Annotated in this window: 17 protein-coding genes; 6 read left to right on the top strand and 11 right to left on the bottom strand. The window is 60.0% G+C overall.

Translation table 11 applies throughout. The features are described from left to right. Window positions 1–343: 343 nt before the first annotated feature. Window positions 344–709 (top strand): low affinity iron permease family protein, encoded by a 366-nt coding sequence (locus NKH21_RS19870; protein WP_352665800.1) that lies wholly within the window; start codon window positions 344–346, stop codon window positions 707–709. A 282-nt stretch (window positions 710–991) separates the two neighbouring features. Here the strand turns inward: NKH21_RS19870 and NKH21_RS19865 are convergent, their stop codons facing one another. From NKH21_RS19865 to NKH21_RS19850, 4 genes are all read right to left on the bottom strand, one after another. After that, window positions 992–1,249 (bottom strand): DUF982 domain-containing protein, encoded by a 258-nt coding sequence (locus NKH21_RS19865; RefSeq protein WP_352665799.1) that lies wholly within the window; start codon window positions 1,247–1,249, stop codon window positions 992–994. Window positions 1,250–1,553: 304 nt separating this feature from the next. Beyond that, complete coding sequence (locus NKH21_RS19860; RefSeq protein WP_352665798.1) at window positions 1,554–1,751, bottom strand: hypothetical protein; 198 nt, start codon at window positions 1,749–1,751, stop codon at window positions 1,554–1,556. Window positions 1,752–2,419: 668 nt separating this feature from the next. After that, window positions 2,420–2,725: a hypothetical protein gene (locus NKH21_RS19855; protein ID WP_352867043.1), complete on the bottom strand. Its 306-nt coding sequence runs from the start codon at window positions 2,723–2,725 to the stop codon at window positions 2,420–2,422. 91 nt (window positions 2,726–2,816) lie between these two features. After that, window positions 2,817–3,770: an NAD(P)/FAD-dependent oxidoreductase gene (locus NKH21_RS19850; RefSeq protein WP_352665796.1), complete on the bottom strand. Its 954-nt coding sequence runs from the start codon at window positions 3,768–3,770 to the stop codon at window positions 2,817–2,819. A gap of 386 nt (window positions 3,771–4,156) precedes the next feature. Here NKH21_RS19850 and NKH21_RS19845 point away from each other — a divergent pair, with 386 nt between their 5' ends. Both NKH21_RS19845 and NKH21_RS19840 read left to right on the top strand, forming a co-directional pair. Beyond that, window positions 4,157–5,422 (top strand): OmpA family protein, encoded by a 1,266-nt coding sequence (locus NKH21_RS19845; RefSeq protein WP_352867040.1) that lies wholly within the window; start codon window positions 4,157–4,159, stop codon window positions 5,420–5,422. An 11-nt stretch (window positions 5,423–5,433) separates the two neighbouring features. Continuing rightward, window positions 5,434–6,684: a caspase family protein gene (locus tag NKH21_RS19840; protein WP_352665794.1), complete on the top strand. Its 1,251-nt coding sequence runs from the start codon at window positions 5,434–5,436 to the stop codon at window positions 6,682–6,684. Window positions 6,685–8,009: 1,325 nt separating this feature from the next. On the opposite strand, the gene NKH21_RS19835 is transcribed toward NKH21_RS19840, so the two are convergent. Beyond that, window positions 8,010–8,603 carry a DUF6931 family protein gene (locus tag NKH21_RS19835; RefSeq protein WP_352665793.1) on the bottom strand — a complete coding sequence of 198 codons (594 nt, stop codon included), beginning with the start codon at window positions 8,601–8,603 and terminating at the stop codon, window positions 8,010–8,012. A gap of 187 nt (window positions 8,604–8,790) precedes the next feature. Here NKH21_RS19835 and NKH21_RS19830 point away from each other — a divergent pair, with 187 nt between their 5' ends. After that, entirely contained in the window at window positions 8,791–9,327 is a 537-nt protein-coding gene (locus NKH21_RS19830; protein WP_352665792.1) for an OmpA family protein, read from the top strand. 224 nt (window positions 9,328–9,551) lie between these two features. Here the strand turns inward: NKH21_RS19830 and NKH21_RS19825 are convergent, their stop codons facing one another. The 4 genes from NKH21_RS19825 to NKH21_RS19810 are packed head-to-tail and all read right to left on the bottom strand — an operon-like array spanning window position 9,552 to window position 15,762. Further along, entirely contained in the window at window positions 9,552–11,885 is a 2,334-nt protein-coding gene (locus NKH21_RS19825; RefSeq protein ID WP_352665791.1) for a M23 family metallopeptidase, read from the bottom strand. Further along, entirely contained in the window at window positions 11,882–12,388 is a 507-nt protein-coding gene (locus NKH21_RS19820) for a DUF1036 domain-containing protein (protein WP_352867035.1), read from the bottom strand. The genes NKH21_RS19825 and NKH21_RS19820 overlap by 4 nt, the downstream gene beginning before the upstream one ends. Before the next feature lie 12 nt (window positions 12,389–12,400). Beyond that, window positions 12,401–14,983 carry a serine/threonine-protein kinase gene (locus NKH21_RS19815; RefSeq protein WP_352867032.1) on the bottom strand — a complete coding sequence of 861 codons (2,583 nt, stop codon included), beginning with the start codon at window positions 14,981–14,983 and terminating at the stop codon, window positions 12,401–12,403. A 5-nt stretch (window positions 14,984–14,988) separates the two neighbouring features. Then, a complete protein-coding gene (locus NKH21_RS19810) occupies window positions 14,989–15,762 on the bottom strand; it encodes a PP2C family protein-serine/threonine phosphatase (protein ID WP_352665788.1) in 774 nt (257 codons plus the stop codon). 537 nt (window positions 15,763–16,299) lie between these two features. On the opposite strand from NKH21_RS19810, the gene NKH21_RS19805 reads away from it, so the two are divergent. Together NKH21_RS19805 and NKH21_RS19800 are read left to right on the top strand one after the other, a co-directional pair. Next, window positions 16,300–16,902 (top strand): DNA-binding protein, encoded by a 603-nt coding sequence (locus tag NKH21_RS19805; RefSeq protein ID WP_352665787.1) that lies wholly within the window; start codon window positions 16,300–16,302, stop codon window positions 16,900–16,902. Continuing rightward, a complete protein-coding gene (locus tag NKH21_RS19800) occupies window positions 16,899–17,732 on the top strand; it encodes an RES family NAD+ phosphorylase (protein WP_352665786.1) in 834 nt (277 codons plus the stop codon). Before NKH21_RS19805 ends, NKH21_RS19800 begins: the two co-directional genes overlap by 4 nt. A gap of 67 nt (window positions 17,733–17,799) precedes the next feature. Here the strand turns inward: NKH21_RS19800 and tssM are convergent, their stop codons facing one another. Together tssM and tssL are read right to left on the bottom strand one after the other, a co-directional pair. Next, complete coding sequence (gene tssM / locus NKH21_RS19795; protein WP_352867029.1) at window positions 17,800–21,363, bottom strand: type VI secretion system membrane subunit TssM; 3,564 nt, start codon at window positions 21,361–21,363, stop codon at window positions 17,800–17,802. A 22-nt stretch (window positions 21,364–21,385) separates the two neighbouring features. After that, window positions 21,386–22,726, bottom strand: coding sequence for a type VI secretion system protein TssL, long form (gene tssL / locus NKH21_RS19790; protein ID WP_352867054.1), 1,341 nt, complete (start codon window positions 22,724–22,726; stop codon window positions 21,386–21,388). Between the last annotated feature and the right edge of the window lie 88 nt (window positions 22,727–22,814).

Raw genomic sequence — 22,814 nt, 5'->3', positions numbered from 1 at the left:
AAGCGTCATCTTTTTTGGTAAGCGAAGCCTAACCAGCCTCAAGGCGGGATCTTGTCCTGTGCCGATGGCGGTGAGCGCGCGGTTGCAAAGAAGAACCATAGAGGGGGAACGAACGACGGCATCTCTAGCGCCAACCATCGCGTCCTATCCGGAGAGGATAATGGGGACGCCACGTTTCCGCAGAAGCGAAAAAGTAACCACGACTGCACAGCAACCGTTCATGCGCAGTCCAGGAGCCTCAGTGCGCTGGCTCATAGGCGAGAGCCCCCCGCATTGCGGACCGCATTGACGAGCACCCAAAATCGAGCCCCAATCGGATTACATCATTTGTTTGGGGATTCACATGAACCGATTTCTCTTTGTAATGGCTGACTTTCTGTCCCGGCCGCCCGGCTTTTATGTGATCATCGTGGCCATGATAGCCTGCACTGCGATGGTCCCTTTCGGCCTAACAAGCGTAATCACCTATGCGCTTTCCGTAGCTGCGATTGTGATTACCGGCGTTGTTCTGATCCAGGGTTATCGCGACACTGCTGCCATCCATGCCAAGCTCGATGAAATTATCGTTGCATTGAAGGAAACGAGGAACAATGTGGTCGGGCTGGAGCACGCCGAGCCTGAGGAAATTAAGGCCCATTTGGCGCGGCTCGAAATGGAAGCGGCGGCGGCGGATCGAGAAACCAAGCACGGGGGAGTCTCTGGCCCGTGAGCCCTACTCAAAAGCCATCATGGGCAAGCTGAGTCCGGCACGAGGCGGTCGCTTCCGAGGGAGTGCATCTTTCGCAGAGCTGGCGAAAGCACTTCCAAGTTATGGGCAGGTTTGCCAGCTTTGCCCGCGCTATGTGGAAGCACACCGCCGTCGAGCGCTGCCGCATTTTCCCGGGAACGTCGACGCCGCGGAAGCCGTCGGCATAGCGATGCCGGCGAAGCCTGCCTGCGGTCCAGATGGCGAGAGCAATATGAGCTCACACCACGTCTCTAATAACGGCATCTAATTTCGGAGGCCAACGCTCGGAGGCCTTTGCGTAAAAAGTCCCTGTTCGATTGCGGCCGCCTTGAAGGCATCGATCGCAGCTTGTTGGTTGCAATGACCGGCCAAGCATTCCTTGATCATTCGGACGGCTTCGACCCGCCGCGGCTTGGCCGCGTATGGCCATGGTTGTTCAAGCGCTTTCGCAGCGTCGGAAATTGATGCAACCACCATCGGCTTGCAATTCAGGTAAATTGTAATCGGAATGAACGCCTGCATTTTTCTCGCTCACCAGGATTGAAGGCGGCTAAACGCGAAGAGAGGGCGGAAGTTGCATGACGCGCATCTTCGCGATTTTAAGCCCCGCTACACGATGCAATTGAGACTGAACAGGCTGTGCTCGGGGCATGCTAAACTCAAATGAACGCCCGTTCGCGGGTCGGCGAACAAATTCGCCGACAAACTCCACCGCGCGGTTTACGAACCATGGGCAAGATGATCGCCGTAGGAAGGCCGGTAAATTCGAATCACGGCGGCTCTGAAAGGTTCCACCGTGGTGCTGCCGGACGGTCCAATTCGGTGTCTAGCGCGGCGACTGCGACTTCTCGGCCGGCCGCTGGCGGGCATTCAGCATGCGCGCTTCGCGTAGCAATGACGGGGGGTCCGTGCCGAACATGTTTATCAGATCCAGGACCTGGGCCGCCGTTATGCCGGTTTCCTTCGCAACAGACTTCGCTACGAGACTTTTGAGGTCGTCATGATCGCTCTTGTCGTCGTCCATAGTAAACTCCCAGCCACGCTTGCGTGTGTCGGTCGCCGTGATACTCGTTTCTCGAGTTAGTTGCATCGCAACGCTCGGTAACAGCTTTCGTTGCATTCGGCGCCGGGAAGAACAGTATATCATTTCGGTCTAAGAAGTTCGAGGAGCTCGCCCTCGTGCTTTTGCCCTCCAACAAAGGTCAAAACGCGAGATGCGAGACGTCGCCGTCCAAGGGCGAGGTTCGACGTTTCGTCGACGCAGTGCCGTTGAAGTACGCGGTGGCACAAACCTAGGTCGGCGGGGTCAAGGCTGGTTTGAACGGCGCAACGTCCCTGACCCATGCTTGGTGAATAGCATTCGATCGATCATCAGTCCCGCCGTGCTTCATATGCGGCGGGCTTTTTATTCCACTAGCGGGAACAACCGAGCCACCCCGAAGGTTCGGTGCTGGCAGCAAGTTTACTCCTGATGGCTGCAGGATCGGTCAAGCCGGTCGAGGCCCGCGTCTTTCATCCCTCCGAAGACGCGGGCCTTACTGCATAGATTCCGTCACAGACGCGAAACTGGAAAGAAGTTGCTGATCGCCGGGAGCTGACTGTATCGTGTGAGGGACTTCGAGGCCGCACCTTTGCCGCTCTGGTCAACCTGCGTCGAGCCTGCCCGCCGCCGGAACCGAAGCTCTATGCGTCCTACACGACGCCGATCGATGAGTAACGGATGATCACCTCGTCCTGAGGAAAGCGTCGCTCAAGGTCAGCACGGCGTATCCGCCAGGCTGGCAGATCATTGTCCTCCGCCATCACCTCGAAGATGACGATTTCATCGTTGCTGCACTGGTCGCCTTGCCGCCACAGACCTTCGGCAGGTGCCTGCAAAAAAGCCGTAACGCCGGCGAACTGCTGGGCCAGTTCCTCTTTCAGCCGGTCGAATTCCTGTTTGGGGAACGGTCTGCCGGAATTGTCCGCGGGAGGTAGGAGGATTTGAAAAAGATACATGCTGAATCCCGATGATCATGAACGGTCGCCGTGTCTCTTCGTTCCTCATGCTTTGTTCTCGGCGTCGGCGCCGGGCGCCGTGTGCTTGATGTCACCGTGGGCCGTGTTCGGCCTGGGACCAATGTTCGCTCTCGCCATTTGCAAGATAGTTGTGCATGTCGGTTGCTGCGACCGCTGCGTGGCCGAATGCTACGGCAAGCTGATTGATCTCGTCGACCACATCTCCGGCTGCATAAAGTCCGCGGACCGCAGTGCGCTGGCGCGAATCCACGACGAGATTGCCCGCTTTGTCACAGCATGCACCAAGGTCGACCGCAAGCTGCGAGCGGATCGTTGAGCCCATCGCAGGGTAGATGGTCTGGAACGAGAGCGTTGCGCCGTCGATGAGTTCCACTACCGCCTCCCGGCCCGTGGCGCAAACGGCATTGGGTCTGCATATGCCGATCTTGATTCCGGCGCTTTTGAGTTTGTTACGCTTGTCCGGGGAGAGCTCGGATGGATCGGTAATCAGCAGGGTGAGATCCTGAGTGAAAGTGCGCATGAACAACGCCTTTTTCATTGCGTGTTCGGTCGGTCCGATGATGGCCACCCGCTTGTCGATTGCTTCATAGCCGTCGCAGATAGGGCACAATCGCAAGACGCCAGCTTGGATCATGTCGGTAGCGCTAGGAAGATCCGGGAGGACGTCAACAACGCCGGTTGCAATGAGCACCGAGCGGGCACGAATGGGAGACGAAGCGGCCGCCAAAAACCCAGCCTTCGTTTTGCGAATGGATACGATCCTGTCGCGGACCAAGCTTGCGCCGTATCGAGGAGCCTGCAGTTCGAGGCGCTCAAGCAGGTCAGGGCCGGTAATGCCATCTGGGAAGCCCGGGCAGTTGCGTGTCAAGGGAATCCACTTTGCACGGCTTTCATCTGCGTCGACAACAATTACTCGCCTTCGAAATCTTCCAAGGTAAGTCGCAGCCGTTAGGCCCGCTGGCCCGCCACCTACGATCAGGCAGTCGAAGCTTCCTTCATGCCGGTTCGTGTCACGGTTGGCCATTCAGAAATCCTGAATCAAAAGGCTGGATCGCGAGGGCACAGCCGAACGCCGTTGAAGGAACGCGGAGCTGGCGATTTGGTTACAAATGTGGAGCTCCCAATTGGTCGGACAGTTCAGCTATTGAGACAATGCTTTGATACCTGCGGAGGGGAAGCCATCTTCAGCGCGGTATCCGGATGGATACCGACAGAATAGGTCGACGACGGGCTGGCGGAGTAAGCGTCCGCGGCACAAGCAGGATGAAGTAGGCGGGCGTTTCCCTCACTTGGCCTGGGCCAACATGACCGGCCTTCAGAGACGGCGGCAGCTGCTGTAGCGATTTCTTCAATCAGCTCCAATATCCGCCAACAAGACTGCTGCGCAGCCAGTGTTCGTCCATCACCATTTTGCCGGACTTCCGCAGCCCGGACCAGAGCGGATTTACACCGTTGCGGTCGATTCGCCGGTGCTCGCCAAGCCTCGACAATTGTTCTATGCTCTCTTTGGCACGGCATGGTCGTGATTGCGACACAGAAGGCTGTTGTCCTGTGGGGGGTTCCATGTTCGAAGTCGTCGGAGACTGGTGGAAGACGGGCTCGAGAAGCTGCTTCGCCCTAAACACCACCCTTGGCTTGATCGTTGCGCTATCGGTGCTGTTGGTACCTGGGCTGGAAAGCGCCAATGCACAGACGAACTGGACGCTCGACCCGACGGCGTCCGTGCTCACCTACCAGTCGGTCAAGAAGAACACGATCGTCGAAACCAACAAGATCAGGAACATAGCCGGCACTCTTTCTTCGGCGGGTGAGGCCAAGATCACCTTTGACCTCAACTCCGTCGACACCGGTGTCGACCTTCGCAATGTCCGCATGCGGTTCCTCTTCTTTGAGACATTCAAATATCCGTCCGCCGAACTGACCGCAAAAGTGGACCCTGCCGCATTTGCAGACCTGGCGACCAAGCGAAGGGTGAAGGCAGTACTGCCATTTCGCCTCAACCTGCACGGGGTCGATAAGGATCTCGAGGCCAATGTTGTGGTGACCATGATCAGCGACAGCATGGTCTCCGTCGCTTCGGAGGCGCCTGTTGCCGTGCATGTCGAGGACTTCGGACTGCTGCCGAATGTCGACAAACTGCAGCAGGCCGCCAATGTGACCAACATTGTTCCGACCGCTTCGGTATCGTTCGATTTCGTGTTCAACGCTGACGGCAGCAAGCCCGCGGCCGTGCAGACAGTCGCGGCAAGTACTGCCGACGTCGGACCCGTCTCCACCGATGCCGCGAAGGCGAACTTCAGCGACGAGGAGTGCCTCAACCGGTTCGCGGTGCTCTCCCGCACTGGTGCCATCTACTTTCGGTCGGCGAGCGCGCGCCTCGACAACCTAAGCCGCCCGCTGCTGGCGGAGGTGGTTGGCGTGGTCGGCAAGTGTCCCAGCCTGAAGGTAGAGGTTTCCGGCCATACCGATTCCGACGGTTCGCCTGAGGCCAACAAGCTGCTGTCGGAGCGCAGGGCTCAGGCTGTTGCCGACGCCATCGTTGCCGCGGGTATTGCACGAACGCAGATCACGGCGACCGGGTATGGCGAGGAGCGGCCTGTTGCGGCCAACGATACGCCGAAGGACAAGGCGCTCAACCGGCGGATCGAGTTTTCCGCCACCAAGCTCGTCAACTGAGGAAGGACCTCTTGTTCCGGCGGGGCTTCCAGCTGATTGCCTGTTTTGGCAGCACCCCGCGCATGATCGGGCTGGTGACGCTCTCTCTATTGTTGGCATTGACGGCGGCCAATGCGGAACGCCGTGTTGCTCTGGTCCTTGGCAACTCCCAGTACCAGCATGCGCCGGCGCTGACCAACCCGGTCCGCGACGCGCAGGCTGTTGCCGACCGCCTTGCGACGTTGGACTTTGAAGTCGTCTCCGGTTTCGATCTGACCAAATTGCAGACCCAGACGACCATTGCGCAGTTCGCAAAGCAGGTTCGCGGCGCCGACATTGCCCTTTTCTTTTACGCCGGCCATGGTTTGCAGGTTTCAGGCAGCAACTACCTCCTTCCGGTCGATGCCGCATTGGAAGACGAGACCTCGCTTGATTTCGAGGCCGTGCCTGTCGAGTTCGTTTTGCGGCAAATGTCGCGCGAGACCAGCATAAGACTGATTTTCCTCGATGCCTGTCGCGACAATCCCCTGGCCGAAGTGTTGGCAAAGGCGGCCGGCAAGGGAGCGAGAAGCGGGCTTGCCGAAATCCCGATCGAGAATGGCGGCGCCGGCACGCTGGTCGCGTTCTCCACCAGTCCCAATCAGGTCGCCTATGACGGATCGAGCGAACATTCGCCGTTCACGTCTGCGTTGCTTGCCCATATCGGAGCTTCGAACGTCTCCATCACCGATGCGATGAACATGGTCACCGCCGATGTCTTCAAAGCAACCGCCGGCAAGCAGCGCCCGTGGATCAATGTCTCGCTGACCACCGAGGTCGTATTGCACAGAGTCGATCTCAACGCGCCGCTGATCGTCGGCGAAGCGACCGGTCCGCAACCAGCGGAAGGCGGCTCGGATGGGCGCAACGCCACCGGAAATTCGTCAGGCGAGGATGAGGCACAGCTTGCACTTAATGTCCTGCGGCAGAAAATCCCGAAACTGGCTTCGGACGATCCGATCTTTTTCGACCGACCTGTCGATTTTGGAGATCCAAAGATCGACGGCAAGAGTATCGCCGAGCTGATCACGGGCAAGCCGCTCTTTGCTCCCGTGGAAGGGCTCGACAAAGCGGTGTGGCAGGGCAAGCACTGCAATGGCTGTCATGAGTGGAATGAGGTTCGGCTGTGCGAACAGGCGAAGAATTTCGCCGCCAACGATGTCTCCGTGCTGCGCCTGCAGCATCCGCTCGGGACGCGCTTCAAGGTGGCGCTGGCCAAGTGGGCGCAAGGCGGCTGCAAGTAAGATCTGGACCTTCGGTTCGAAAATTCTCGGTCAAACAGGCTATGGGGCCAATCCCCGCATAGACATTCGTCGTGTGCGGAAATCAGAAAACGGCCCGATTGAGAGCCACGGATGAGCTCCACAACAGCGTGTCGGCCCGCGCCATCCTGATCGAGATGAAAAGCATTCCTTGCTGCACGAAGCCCTCTAAGGGGACCCTATTAGTGGCGGATGTTGAAGGGTCCGCAACGCTCGACAGTCTGCACCGAAAGTGCCCGCGCGATACCCGCTCGCGGAACTGGAACGATCTAAACGATCTAATCGTGCCTGGTGTGCCTTTAGAACGGCCGTAGCGGCCCTCCGTGACCTGGGCCCACACGCAGACGAGACGAACCTCGAACTGTGTGAAATTCTGATCGATCTGGCGACATATGATGGAAGGGCCGTCCTGCTCGACACCGAAGAATAGCCAGAATAGCTAAGGAACAAATCGGATCACGGGATGGTTCGGACCTATTCGCATGTAGGCCGGCCATGGTTGAGTTCGACGAAAGAAACAGAAGGTTATCGCCGATCTCATACGACGGTGGATCACGTCAGAAGCCATCCGCGACTACCTCCGCAAGGCGCTAAATCTTCCGGTAGATCAGGGGCTTCCGGATGAGCACAAGTCTTTGCTTGATGAAATTGATAGGGTCGACAAAGAGTGATCGCATGACTGGTTTGCTCCGGTCCCGTCAATCTACGTCTGCAACTCACAGGGCAACAGCAAGTAACTCATGAAGTGGACCAAGCGTGGCCGTCAGTGGAGCGTGGGTCTAGCTGATGCCGCCACCACGAAGCACGAACAGCCTACCGACGTTTGATCAGTTCGGAAGGCAATCGTCAGGTTTGCGCAAGCGGCTAGGGTTGGAAGTCGATGCAGAAATGCCGAAGCACTTTGCCGGGTTGCTAACCGCGCTTGACCAGCGTGAGCAGGAACTGGCTGACGAGCCTTCAGTACGCTTTCGTACCTCGAATTGATTCAAATATGGCCGTCATGGCAACGTTGCCCAGAGAACACCTAGATCGCGGCGAGCAGGGACAGCAGCACATTGCTAGAACTCATCTTCCGGGGCTGAGACTGGTGGCCCGCAAAATCCACCCGACGTCGCCCTCTAGACCGAGGAAAGCACCGAGGCGAAGAGGCGGACGACGGTAGCCAACCCGCGGATGAGAATCTGATCAACGTCATCTCTGAGCCCCCCCTCGGCCCTGCGCAGTTCCAGCCAATCCCGACTCCTTTGGACACCCGCGCCAAGCAGTTGTTCCCTCTCGCCTTCAGCCCTGACAGAAAACATGCGAGGCTAGTATGCGTCCGCTGATTGGCGCAGCGCCTCGGTCTCGGCCATCTGTAAGCCCATTTCAACAAAGGCAGATAGGACGGCAAAACGGTCCGCAAGTGCAACACGCGCGAGTCCTGCCAGAACTCCGGCATTGACGGCATGGGCGGCAGGCAACGGCTGTAAGGCCGGTGGCACTGCTGTGCGGCCGGTGGATCCGCCAGTACCAAAGCCATTGCTACGCCGTACCGCAGCCAACGCAATCCAGGCGCCCGGGGTTGTAGGTGGCACTGCCGCTGCCTGGCCCAGCGCGGCGCGATGGTGGGCGCTGCCCGGTTCGCTGACCCAGTTGCTGACGAGTGCGAGCAGTTTTTGATCAGTTTCATCGAGCAGCTCGCTCAAATGCCCAAGGCATTCATGAGCCCACCAGACCGCAGCCCGATCCGGCAGCAGGTAGGCGCAAAAGGTGATTGCCTCTTCGGGAACGCGCCCGGCGAGGAGGCCGCGGCAAAACTCGATCGAACGCTGTTCGGTTGGAAGGGTTCGCATGTCCAGGGCAGCCGCAGGACAAGCCATGAAAAGATCTCGTGCCGTTTTGAATCGGAGCCCGTTGGCCATGACGCCACGCTTTCATCGAGAGCCTGCCGGCACTCAAGCCCGCAGCGCGGCGCGGGTCAAGTCTCAACTTGCGGCGGGGTGATGACCGGTGACACAGCCGCGGCTCGGTATTTCCCGCAGACAATTGCTTCGGAATTTGGTATGTTCACGGTTGGTTAATATCGGATGCTCAACAGGAGTAACCGCTATGCGGTGGGCCAGTTCACCCTTGGTGTTGGCGGTCTTGGTTTTCTCGACCCATGTTTACGCCGACCCGGTCCAGAAATCAGAAGATATCGTGAAGTTTTTTGCCGGCGTGGCCGATCTTGGCAAGTCGCGTGGAATTTGTGTCGGCACCGATGAGCAGTGCAAGAGCAGGACCAAGGCAAAAGACGGACCCGCCGACAAATCCAGTCTCGACATGCTGATCAATTTCGGACTCGATTCGGCCGAACTCGACGCGACCGCGCGCGCCGAGCTTGCGGAGTTTGCCAAGGCCCTGAAGGACAACCGGCTAAGCACTTTCCACTTTGTCGTCGAAGGCTATACCGACGCCTCCGGTCCGGCAAACTACAATGAGCGGCTCTCACAGCGGCGGGCGCAATCTGTGACGTCCTTCCTGACAGCAAGCGGCATTGAGGCTGCCCGCATTAACCCGATTGGCCTGGGCGAAGCGCATCCGCGCAGCCCCAATCCGTACGATGCTGTCAATCGCCGTGTGGAAATGCGCATAAAGACCGAGTAGCGAACGCTGGCGCATGCCGCCGGAAACTGTGCGGCAGTTTCGAGCCACAACGGCATTGCGGCGGGCAGGGCAGTCGTTTGAACGCCTGCTGACAGTTCCTCCAGCTCGCCGCCCACCACCACCCTGGCGCTGAGGTGCAGCGGCTTGGTCGGGAAATCGCGGACCCGGGAACTAATCGGGCTGCGTCTGCGAAGCGGTTGCGACTTGCCGACGCCGGCCCTGGTTCAAAGCGCATTCTGAACGGAGCTCAGCATCGCCGTGATCACCTGTTTGTACTTTGCGAACTCGGGCGATGTCTGCCGGACCTCAGTCGTGGTCGTGGACTGCTGGCTTGCGGCGGTCGTGGCTGGGCTGAGCTTTCGACCCATCTTCCTTTCGGCCCAGTCCACGACATAGCTGGCGGTCTTGCCGGTGAGAAAGGGATTGGCCTGAATGACGGCTGATCCGAGCACGGCGCTCAGTTGCGCCGAACCCGACGCCGACAGCACCTGATGCGCCCCCTCCATGCCGAGGAAATGGCACAGATAGAGCCGGCCGGCTGTGATCTGGTGGCCACGCGCCCGAAGATAGGCTTCGCCCTCTCGCGCCAGATTGCGAACCATCTCGCGCGAGATCGTGGCGTCGTAACGCAGGGCAAGCAGGTCGGCGGTCGAGAGCGTGCGTGCCAGTTCAGGGCGGTATGTATTCATCATCCGGATCCAGGTTTTGGTAATGAACTGGCCGGCGCCGGTCGCTGAAGAATTCGGGTTCTTGGCACGGGCACTGCCGCCACTTTCGACGTGGACGATGCGGTCGGTGAGCGTTTCCACGGCGGAAAGATCCGACGCGACCGCGGTAACTGTGCCCAGCGGGTCGATCGCCGCGCCATTCTGGTAAAGTTCGAAATGCAGGTGCGGTCCGGTCGACAGTCCGGTGGTGCCGATGTAGCCGATGATGTCGCCTGCCTTCACCTTGGTGCCGACACCTCCGACGATTGCGAATTTCTGCATGTGCGCATAGCGCGTCTCGCGCCCGCTGCCGTGCGAAATCTTGACCAGATTGCCATAGCCGCCCCCATCGCCCTGGAAGCTGATTTCGCCATCGAAGGCGGCTGCGATCGGCGTGCCGACCGGCGCCGCCCAGTCGACGCCCTTGTGGATGCGAACGGTGCCCAGAATTGGATGCTTGCGCGGCCCGAAGGTCGAGGTCAAGACCCCGTTGACCGGCGTGACCATGCCGTTGGTGACCGTCAGCGAGCGGACCTGATCGTCGCCTGTCACGCATGCAAACTGGCCATCGCCCTGCTGGAAGACGAAACAGTCGAGACTTTTTGTCGTGCCCTGGACACCAACATACAGCACGCGCCCGGCGCCTTCGTCCTTGCCGCGCGGCGTCTGCGAATAGATCAGCACAAGACGCTGGTCCTCGCTTGCGAAGGCGTCCAGATCCTGTCCTCTCGACAGATACATGATGGCTTCGCCGATCACGCCGGTCGGAACGCTATTGCGTGCCGCGGTCGAATAGATCGCGTCGAGCAGACGATACTGCCTTTTGTGGGCGCCTTCGGCGGGCGCGCCCGAGTAGTTGAACAGATCTTCACGTACCCAAGGATCAACGCCCGATACGAACACGCCCGCGGCATTGCGCGTCAGCGTACCGACAAAGACGTTCTTGGCGTAGATCGACACCTGCATGAGGGACATCGTTGTCGTCTCGCGGTTGGGCCGGTATCCACGCATGGCCACGACATAGCCCGGTTCCAGGCCGTCCCGGCCGAAGAGGGCCTTCAGCGCCTCGCCTGCCTGCTTGGCGTCGTCGGCGGAGAAATGTGCATCGAGCGCAACGCTGTCCAGACTGCGATCGTTGAGGATCTTCACGAACGTGTCTTGCGTCGTTTCGAACCGCTGATATTCGTTCGTGACGGTTACGACGCTGGTGTTGTTTTCGATCTGGGTCTTGTGGAACGCGGGAAGAGCTGCATCGCCTGCATCGATTGTTTCACCCCAGCCGGCCTCCGGGTCGTCGGCTTCGGCCAGTTGATCGGCAGCAGGCGCGGGTTCATCCGGGGCAGGAAATGGCTGAAGGTTGTTCTGCAGATCGCTGGAAGCGGCGGGAGCCGTCTTTCGTTGCGCCTGGAAGAATGCAAAATCCTCCTGCGTCGACGGTATGGTCGTCATGAATTTCTCGCTGGCGCTGAGCATGACGTCGGACAAAATCTCGATCTGTGGCGAAACCCCGGCCAGGTCGAGTTCGGCCGGACGTGGAACAACACGGCCTTTCGTTGCGGCGCCGGAATCGGGTGCGAGCGTGATCCACATCGGGTCCCCCGGCAGGCCGATGATGGCAGGTACATAAACAGAGGCATCAGCCGGCACATCGTCGGCTCCTTCGACCGCATGCAGCTCCTCGTCTTCGTCGCCAAACGACCAATAGTCCGCGGTGAGATAGAAGCCGGCGGCAATCGAACAAAGGAAAACCGTGGCGAAGCCGGCAAGAAGCCTGCGCCAAAACGTGCGCCGGCGAAGGGCAGCGCGTGCTTGCTTCTTCTCCTTGAAGGTGGTGTCGATAGCGTGCGTCACGGACTGTTTCCGGTCAGGAAAAACGTCCAACGCACCTGTTCAAGCGTATCGACTTCAACAAATCGCGCGGCAATATGGCCGCGCTGCCAGCATTCGTCGATGCCGCGTATCGAGAAACGTCGCCGCTCAATGCACATTTCGGTCGATCCGGTCAGGATGGCATGGCCGAAAACGTCAGTGGCGTAGAGGTAGATGTAGCGGTTCGCCAGTTCCTCGCGGATGACATTCACGCACTGATTTGCGCCGATGGTCCACCAGCCATCGGTCTGGTCGGCATTGTCGACCTCCTGGCCGACGGCGAGGTTGACAACGTCGAGCGTCTGATTGCACACCGTGAATTCGGCGCGCGCTTCGTTGCATGAGAGCACGGCCAGCAACGCGGCGGCCGAAACGACCGCAAGCCTCCTGCGGCCCCTCGAGGCAAGCAAGGTTCGAAGCCGACCACGCTGCTTCAAAGGCAGGTCGGAAGACGAGCGGGGCAGAATCGAGCTATGGAGTTCCATCGGACGCCCATGCTACCCGCCGAGCCGGAAATACTTGGCACTGGCCGAGAACTTGGATCCCTTGGCCTCGATTTCCTCGAGAATTTTGGGCAACAGCCGTGAGGCTGGCATTGGCGTGGAGAATGCAGCCAACTGGATATCCTGGGGCCCGGTAATCACCATGATGATCTGCGGCACGGCCTTGCCTGCTGCCCTGTCGGCGGCGCCGAGACCGATCGGGATGCTGAAGGTAGCCTTGTCCGATTGCACGACCATGCGGTCGTCGAGGTTGAACATCATGCCTTTGTGGTCGATCAGCAGCACGCTGGAAATGAGCCCGCCACGCGTCACCAGCGTACCGCTGATCGGCGTACCGTTCGGCACCGATGTTCGATCGAGGACAAGCTGCGGCTTTTCGCCAGCAGTCTGCCCCAGAAAGCGCAGGAAGTTGGTGACTTCGCACTGGCTCGGCTCAATGAGGCGCACGTTGATGTCCGGCTCAACGTGGAACTTTGCCTGGAAATCAGCCAACATCTGCTCGAAGGGCTGGACCGCGGTTCCAAATCCTTCGATGGCAGCGGTCTTATCGGTTATCGAGGTCACGGCGGCGTAGAAACAGTCGCCACCGCTGAAGTCGCGAACCCACGAGACGCGTTGCGCTATATCGTCGATTACCGGGGCAACTTCTGGCTTAGGCAAGTTCAGGGCGACCACGGCCTGGTCTGGTTCTTTGGCCGGCGGCAGGTCGGCCTGCTGCTCCTTTGCCCTCGTCGCATCCGGCTGGCGTTCAGCCGGCTTGGGAACGGGCGCTGCGGGTATCGCCTTCGCCGGCCGGCTCGCCTGGTGTTTGGGCGGCGGCAGGTCGGCCTGCTGCTCCTTTGCGCTCGTCGCATCTGCCTGACCTGCAGCCGGTTCGGGAGCTGGCGTGGCCGGTTTCGCCTCCGCCTGTTGGCTTGCCTGCTGTTCAGGCTTTTGGCTCGCCGCGGCGTCTGGTTCGGGCGGCGTCGGAGCCTTTTCGACCGGCGGGAGGGCAGGAACAAGCTTGGCAGGTGGCGAGGGCGTTTCGGGCTGAATTGACGGCGTTGCGTTTTCGGCCGGCGGTTGCGCCGCACTTGCTGACGGCGTCGACGTTTCCTCGGATTTCGGGAGTATCTTGGGCGACGCTGCCGGCGGCGGCATTCGATCTGCGGCCCCTGCCTGATTTTCGGCTGGTGCTAACGCAGTCTCCGTTTGCGGCTTTGGGGCTGGAACTTCCTGTGGCGGTTCAAGGGTGTCCGCAACATTGTCCGTCGCCAGCGGCTTCGATGCCTCTGCCTCTGGCATTGATGCTTCGGGGACAGGTATCGTTGCTCGTGGGGCAGGCTGTGGGGGCTCTGGCGCGGAAAGCGAGGTCTTGCTGGCGCTCGGCGCGGAGGGCGTTGTAAAGCCGCTGAAATAAACGCCGGCAACTGAGGCGAGAGCCAATGTCGCGAAGGCAGAGATTGCGATGGTTCGCGTCTTTGTGGATCGTCCAGGAACAGCGCCCACGACCGCACGTGGCGGCGCGGCGACCGGTGAGGCTCGCGGTTCGGACAACAGCGCCGGCCGGACATGCGGGACAAACCGCTGCCCAGTCGAGCCTGTTGCCAAAGGCGCTTCGTGGCCCAAGACATTGGATGGCGGGGACGAGGCCTTCGGATTGGGCGCAAGCGTTTGCCCCGCTCGTGGCAGACCCGGCCTGTCGCGGTTTGGGATGGACGTCGGTGGCGATGTCCCTTCGTCCTCGTCACGCGTCATCCTGGCGATCTCCGCCATGCTTACCGGGCGGTCTCGCGGATCCGGCTGCAGCATGGCTTCAACGATGCCGCGAAAATCGTCGTCGATGTCGGACAGGTCAGGCACGGTCCGACGCTTTTCGATGATCTCGAATTGGGACCCGCTCATGTCGATCGGCTTGCCGCGCAGGGCGGCAACCAGCACTAGCCCCAGGCTGTAGATGTCGGACTGCTCGCTGACATCGCCGCTGTATAGCCCAAGCTGTTCGGGGGAAACGTAGTTGTACTTTCCCGCGAATTTTCCGCCGATCAGGGTCTCACCGCCGACGGTCGCCGATCGCGCGATACCGAAATCGATGATCTTGGCGCGGTCAACCCGCCCGCCTGGCAAGATGATGTTGTCCGGAGAGAGGTCGCGGTGAATTGCTCCCGCCTCATGCACGGCGCTCAGACCCGACGTGAGGCGATGGCAGAGCTTGCGTACCTCTTCAGTCGGCATCGGGCCACGCCGGATGATGTCGTAAAGCGACTCGCCGTCGACAAATTCCATCGCAAGGTAAGGACGACCGATTCCGGGGTCGATGGTGAAGACGTGATATCTCACGACGGCATCATGCGAGAGGTGATTGAGGATCGACGCTTCCTTGCGGAACAAGGACAAGATCGTCGGGTCGCGGGCAAATTCGGGCAGGACGATCTTGATCGCGACATGGTCGCCAGTCTGAATGTTGTGCCCGCGGTAGACCTCACCCATGCCGCCGAATGCGATCCGCTCGTCAAGTTCGTAGATGCCGCTAAGCTGCGTACCGACGGCGGTGTTGGCCAGCTGCGGCGATATTCGCGTCTTGTCGTCGGCGCTCATCGGCCTCAACCCTCCGCTCTGGACAGATCAGGGTAGGGGGGGTGCCCATTGCTTCTGTTTGCGAATTTTACCAGCACAATCGTGACATTGTCTGTCCCGCCTCGCTCCAGCACCGTTTTCAGCAGAGCCTCACAGGCCGCCTGAGGTGTCGCAGTCACAACCGTGGCGCCGATCTCGGCATCGGTCAGATGCGCCGTCAGCCCATCGGTGCACAACACAAAGATGTCTCCGGGCATGATTTCGCCTTGCTGGAAATCGATGACGATTTCGTCGCTGACGCCTACCGCATGCGTGATGACATTGCGGCGCGGCCAGGTGAGCGCCTCGGCTGCGCTGATCATGCCGCGGTCGAGAAGTTCCTGAACTTCGGTGTGGTCCTTCGAGATCTGTGAGATCGCGCCGTTGCGGATCAGATAGACCCGGCTGTCGCCCGCCCACAGGCAGGCAAATCGCCCATCCATCGCCAACAGGGCGGCAACGGTGGAGCCGATGGTTATGCCGCGGGACTCGGAGATCCTGCGGATCTCGGCGTTGGCACGGCTCAGCCTGTCCTCGAAGCGTGCACGAAGATCCGGGGCGGAACTGGCAATGCCGATCGTGGCCAGATGATCGACGATGCTGGCTGAAGCAACCTCTCCGGCTTCATGCCCACCCATTCCGTCGGCCACCACCCACAGGCCGGTTCGCGGCTCGACCAGATAGTTGTCTTCATTGTGCTCACGGACACAGCCATTGTGGCTCACGCCGAAGCTTTCAAAGGAAAGGGCGACATCGCTCAACTTGCCACCAAGCGCTTCTCGAAGCGTCCTCTGCAGCGCACTCTCAGGCGCTCGCTGGCGCCACTTTGCCACAGGCTCGAATATTAAAATATCGAAATCTAGCTTTGAGCGCCTGACCGTTGTGGCGGGTCACCACGAGAAAGAGCTCAAGAGATGATTTGAGGGAGCGGCAGCGCTCAGTTGCCTGCTCAACTGCGCATGCTGCGATCTTCCCATCTGGCACGGCTTGCCGGTCCCTAAGCGTTCCAGCTCATCTCACAACCAACCAAGCAGCGGTCAGTACCCCGGAATGTGCGGAAAGACCTCGTAGGATCTCGCCATTATCGGCTCCCCAGAAGACCACCTGGATGCCACTGCCAGGAGCCCGACTTCTTCCAGGATCCGAGTGAGCAGCGTGCCCACCCAGCGCGCATTGCCGACGCAGTTCAAACAGGAGGGTAGATAATAGCCAACTATCGATCCTCGCCGTGACATCCGGCTGGTTAACGCAGGCAACATCGTTTCTATATATTCCTGATGTCAACCAGTGAGATCAGCATGGCTCGAACAGCGCCAAACACTAATATTATCGGGTCTGATAGTCTGCAGGCAGTGTTTCTTCGACGCGCCACATCGGCGCTTGAGCGCATTGCAGCCACTGCCTCACCAAAGGTTCTGGACGCATTGTCGGCCCCGACCGATGCCGGTTCGCTCGCCCGGCTTCTCAGCCAGTCGGACGTCATCGGGTCAGCCGTCATAGAACTCGATCCACTCGTCCCCGCCCTGGCAAGAAACGTCGAACACCGCAAAATTCTAATTGAGCGTGCGGGCGGCACGCTGTCGGCCGAGAATGCCGGACGGCTGCTCGGCATCTCGCGTCAGGCAGTGGACAAGCGCCGGCGGGCCGGGTCGTTGCTTGCGGTTCGGCAGGGGAGCGACTGGCACTATCCTGCTTGCCAATTTGACGAAACGGATATGGTCGCCGGCATCGCGGACGTTGTGCGGGCCTACACTTCAGCCGGATCGTGGATGGCGCTGGACTTCTTGCTCGCCCCCGACTCGGTGCTCGGAGGGCGCACGCCACTTGAGGCGTTGAGGGCCGGCGAGGCGGATTCAGTTCTGCGCATTCTACGCAGTGAGGCTGTGGATGGGTTTGCATGATTTCCGTGGATCGGGCCCCGCGCCGCGGTCCACCCGGCCTGGCGCCTCCTCCTCCCGATTGGCTTGACGATATCTCGCTTTCTATTGACAAAATAGAAGCCGGTCAGGTGCTGCACCGTGTTCACCGATCTTGGCTCGACCCGATTTTTTTCGGACCGGGACGGGGCGTGCCACCGACGAACCGTTTTGACAGCGCGGGCGGACGGTTCGTGGTCCTTTATGCCGGTCTGACGCTTCGCCGGGCGTTGGCCGAACCACAGCTGCGCAATCCGCAACGCCTCATGGTCGGCATGGCGGATATAGTGGAGCGTTCGGCATCGGGGTTGGTCGCGGACCGGCCCTTGCGCGTTGCGCGTCTGTATGGGCCGGGCCTTCAAACCATGGGCACTGACAATGCGATTTCGACGGGCCCCTATGAACCTTGCGGCCTTTGGTCTGATGCGCTGTGGGCGCATCGAGATCAGCCGGATGGATTGGCCTACCAATCGCGACACCATTCCAGCGAGATGTGCCTCGCTCTCTTTAAGAGAGCTGACTTTCAACTTAAGAGAGCTGACTTTCAACTTCTGCCAAAGGAGACCCGATCCTTATCGAGCATGTTCGACGAAGGTTGCAGCAGTGCTCGAGACTTATCGGAAATCCGTTTTGCTGCCCGCCAAGTAGCACGCCGCCAGTGCTGCCGGCGACGGTTCTCGATACGGTCCTTCGGACGAACGCCGCTCGTGGGGCCCTGGCGAGGCGGGTTCTTGCCCGGATGGGGAAGGCACCGTTTGGCAGGCGATGGTTTGGATACGCACATCAACCAGGCGTTCGCTGATGCCGCTCATTGATGCAAGACAAACCTCAGATCGACTAGATTTCGCGATCCCACTTGCCCTCGGCGAGGCTCAAATCCTCTCAGAAAGCCTTCGGACAGCTGAATACAGAAAGTGCGGGAAGGAAGAAGGGGCTGGGTCCGGGACCGGTCTGGATCGTATAACTGACGTCGCGTCCACCAACCACGAAGCGCGCCTCAACAGTGCCGTCTTTGCTGGTGATCGTCGCCTTGTCCAGCAACCGCTTCAGCGACCACGGCCCGTCGAAGCTGATAACGGATTCGCGGCCCGGCATTTCCGGTGTAAGTCTCAGACTGGCGGACGCCGAGGCCGCGCCGCTCGGCCAGGACACCGTGCTTGGCGTGTTACCCGCCTGGTTGCTCTGCACGATCTGGCCATCGATGTCGAGCACCGCAGAATCTGCATCGCCGTTCAGCGAGAACGGAGTAAACGTCAGGTTGACCGAGGGCATTGATCCGCCCGAGGGGAAAAAGGCGTTGCGGATTTCCGCAGCCACCTGAAAGTTTTTCAGCGTCGACTTCGACAGATCGCGCCCAAAGCGCGCATTCTGTTTCCAGCTCCAGTCCTGGCCGCTCATGTCGATCAAGGAAGCAAGGTTTAGTGCGAAAAACCGATCCATCAGGCCGCCCGGAGAGAACAGCTTGGCAAAGTCCGCCATCGCAATATCCTCGGTACCATCGCCGGCAAACGGGTAGCGGCCGTTGACCGCCTCCTCGCAGGGCTGCGTGACGGCCTGGTCGAGCATCTCGTTCAGATTCGTCAACGAAATTTCAGCCGCGTTGCCCTCAAATTCGTCTGCAGTTGCGTTGACCATTCTGCCGAGTTGCTTGGGCAGACGCGATGCATTGGCGCGAAGGGTGGCTATCTGCAGCTGAAGGTTGGCGTTGACACGTTCCGTCTGCGAAGGGACCTCGGTTGCCAGTTGCAGGCTCTGTTGGATATCGCGAAAATTCTGGGTCAGCGCATCGATCGGTCGGTGTCCAAAAGGCCCGCTTACCAGAGCCTGGAAGGACCTGAACTGCGCTTCGATGTTTGCCCCGGGGCTCTGGGTTTGAAATTTCGCCGACCCCATACCGGCACGGCTTTGCGACTTTGCGGAGCTAATTTGAATGCCGATGCGAGCCAGGCCCTTGGCCATGTCCGCAGCGTCCTGGGACTGGCGCATGACGGTGCCGGCTTGCGTCCCATTGCCTGAGTCTTCACCGGAGACAGGGTCGCGCGCCAAGGCTGTTTCCTCGGCAATCGCGGCAAAAAGCTGTTCGATCGGCGAGCTTGGTGAGGCAACGGCGGAAAGCGCGACATAGTGCGGCTTGTCGTTCAGCATGGCTTTGAATTTCAAACCATTGAGAACGCTGTTCCACGCGGCTGCGAACTCCTTGCCGTAGCGATCGAGAAGTTCGGGGCCGAGCTTGAGCAACTCCTGATCGATCCCGCCTTGCTCGCCGCCACCGCCCAGGACCCACTGGTCGTCGACGAGTGTCTGCGCAATGCGCGAAAGCTGTCCGAGATAAAAGTTGTTGAATCCGGCATGGGTGTAAAGACCGGGAACACGGAGCTTCGACAGATCGCCGCCATCGACGCGCTCGAACACAAGCTGCGCTTCCGGCCCGCCTTTTTGCGAAACAGAAAAATCGTCCAGCGCAGCCGCGTACACCGCCGACTTGATCAATGCGGACGCACGATCGGTAAGGCTCATGCGCCCGAGTGAACGTTGGGCGGCTTCCACAAGCGGCTGGTTGAGTTCGAAAGCCGGATCATAGGCATCGTCCAACGCAAGCATGGCGCGCAGGTGCTTTTCGAGCTGCGCGCGTCCTTCGCGGTTGCTCTCGCCTGGATACCGGTTCTGTTCCCAATCCTGCTTCATCCAGGAGATGATCAATGCGTCATCGACCTTGGGTGCTTTGCCGCCAAGCATCAGGTAGATCTTGAGCGGTTCGTAGAGCGCGGCGGGCTCAGCCATCGTCGCCTGGACGGTCCGCTCGGCCTGAACAAGCAGACGCGACCGCAACATTCGTTCCAGTGCTTGCCGGTAGGCTGTTGTCGATGCCGAAAGAAGCCTTTCCCGCTGGCTAAGGCCGACCGTTTCCTCGATCGGTATCGGTAAGTCACTGGTTTCGAAACCGGCCGGCATCTTGCGCAACTGGTCGAGCGGGCCGATGACGTTTTCAAGGTCGACATCGGTGACCGTGGTGCTTTTGAGCAGGGCGTCGGCTGTCTCGCGATATTGGCTCGTCGCCTGCGTGGTGGAGGCGATCAGCGAGCGGTTGGCCATGAAGCTCATCCCGAGCGCGCCAAGGGCCGCTGCAGTGATCAAGGCTATGATGCCAAAGCCGCCATATCTGAGGGCCGCTGCCCGCCTCTCGGTCGCTCGGTCATAGGAAACCCACCCGGATTCGGCGAAAATGACATCAGTCAGGAGATCGTGCAAAAAGAAGCTTTTGCCGGTCCCGGACAGGTGGGGGCGGGAATTGTTGCCGAAACTGCGGCCGATTGCGCCCAGCACCTGATCGATAGGCGTTCCCTCTTGGGTCCCCGACGAGAAGTAGAGCCCACGCAAGCTGACGTTCACCTGGCTGCGGACCGGATCGAACAGGCTGGTCACGAAATTGGCAATTCGGCCCTTCAGCGCGTAAAACTGGGCCGGAAAGCCAAAAATCGATATGCGCGAGACCGGATCAGGCTCTTCCTGCAGGCGATCAGGCATCTCGTCCGCCAAGCGGTTCGCCAGTGCATCGAATTCGGCCGAAGCCTCACCGGCCATGTTCTTATTGCGGTCTGTGGTCTGGAATGTCGCGCCCCAGACCTTGCGCCTGCGCGGCTCCTCGAAACTGCCGAAATAATCCATGAAGCCGGCAACAAGATCGGCCTTGGTGAAAAGCAGGTACACCGGAAACTGGATTTTCAGCGTCTCGTGGATCTCCCTCAGGCGACTGCGTATTTCAACGACATGGGCGTCAAGCTGCTGGTCATCGAGGCTGATGAGATCGGCAAGGCTGATGGCCAGGATAACCCCGTTGATCGGTTGTCTGGTGCGGTGTTTCTTCAGCAGTGACAAAAACGCAAGCCAACTTTTGCTGTCGCTTCCAGTGTTGGAATCCTGCGTGGTGTATCGTCCCGCCGTGTCGATCAGCACAGCCTTTTCGGTAAACCACCAGTCGCAGGAGCGGGTGCCGCCAACTCCGGCCACCGGCTGGGCCTCTCCTGAACCGGCAAGCGGAAAATTCAGACCCGAATTGACCAGTGCCGTCGTTTTGCCGGCGCCCGGCGGGCCAATGACGATGTACCAGGGAATATCGTAAAGGAAATTGCGCTTACCGCTCGAGCGCTTGAGTGCTGCGATGGCCTCACTCATGCGCGCCTCGAGCACCGGTGAATCGTCATTGCCCCCGTCGTTGCGGGCAATGATCGTCTCGAGCGCTTTTTCCGCCTTCCTCACATGCCAGGCGCGCACTCCGTAAACGAGGGCCGCGGCCACCACGATCGTGCCGATGATTGTCGCGCGCAACCAGACAGGTCCCAGCGGCCGGATATCGGCGAAGCGGATCAAAGGTCCAGCAAACCAGATCGCCGCCGCAAAACCGCCTAACGCGGCCGTGCTGGATATCCGCGGCAGCCAACGCATCATTGGCGTTTCCCACCGGCGGTGTTCACAGCGTTTCCTCCTTGGGGATCATAACGTCGACACGGCGGTTCTTGGCGCGGCCCTCGGACGTCGCATTGTCGGCAATTGGCTCATCTTCGCCCTTGCCCTCGGCGATTACTCGCGAGGGATCGCTAAGCTTCGCGGCGATCATTGTTTCGACAGCGTTCGCGCGGGCGACCGAAAGGTCAAAGTTCGATTTGAACGTGCTTGATTTCCGTGGTTTCACATTATCCGTGTGGCCAACGATCCTGATTGGCCCTGGCTCGTGCTCAAGGGCTGCGGCAATCTGTGCGGCCAGCGGCAGAAACTCGGGCTTCACTTCGGTCTTGCCGGGCTGAAACAACAATTGATTGTTGATCTCCACTACGATGAAGTCGCCTTTTGTGCCGACGGTGATCCCGCCGCGCTCGACTTGCGTGGACAGTGCTGAGCGGATGCGGTCGATCTGGCCGGTCACGGCAGGCGAGGCGGCTGTCACCGGTTTGGCAAGTGGGGGTACCACACTGGCGCGCTCGATCGTCACAGGCGTCGAGGGATTGAGCGCCAGCAATTGTCTGGCGGCAGCATCGCCTTCATCGGTCATGAACGCCCGCAGCGTGAAGAACGCGGCCGTCAGCAGGGCTGACGCCGCTGCAGCAACACCCCAGAGCGGCAGGCGGGTCGAAGACGGCACCATCGTAGCGGCCATGCCTTGCCAGCGGGGGGAGATGTCCTCTCCGGCACGGGCCCTGAAGTAGCGAATCGTCTCGTAGACGTCGCGCCGCACACGTTCGAGACTGGTATCGTCGCGCGCCAGGCCACGATACTGGCCCTCAAATCCCAGGGACAGGCACACATGCATCAGCTCGAGCAGGTCTAAGTGTGGCTCAGGATTGGCCAGCACCTTGTTCAGTGCTTCATAAAAGCCGGCGCCGGTGGGCTCGATGTGAAAGAACCGCGACAGCATACTGTGCTGTGCCCAGGTGTCCTCGCCGGCCCAAGGCAGGTTGCCCACAAGATCATCGGCGGTTTCGCAAAGGGCAAACTTCGCGATCCGCGCATCCTCTTCGGGAACCCCTGACTTCTCCAGCGTCCAGTCGAACCTCTCGATTGCATCGGCGATATGTTCGGCCAATGGCGCCGCCTGTCTTTCGACCGGCACGAGCCTGAGATGCCCGAACAGGACGAGCAACGGCGCTGACGCAGCGAGGATCGGATTTGCCGTCGAATATTTTACCGTGTCTGCGGCGCCAAGCAGCACCTCCTGCTGAATGGTCGGCCTTGACCCGGCCGCCTCGGCTCTGGCCGCTGTACCGGACGATGCTCCCTGATAAAGAATGGTTCCGGATGTCCAGTCCGGCGGCATATGCCGACCTATGTCAGGATCGAAAACTGTCGATTCCTTGACATGCGGGGGCGCGACGGTCTTCGCAATCGGTTCGTTTGCGGCTGGT

Source organism: Mesorhizobium sp. M1329, from assembly GCF_040318035.1.
GTDB lineage: Bacteria > Pseudomonadota > Alphaproteobacteria > Rhizobiales > Rhizobiaceae > Mesorhizobium.
This window is presented reverse-complemented; position numbering and strand designations above follow the sequence as displayed.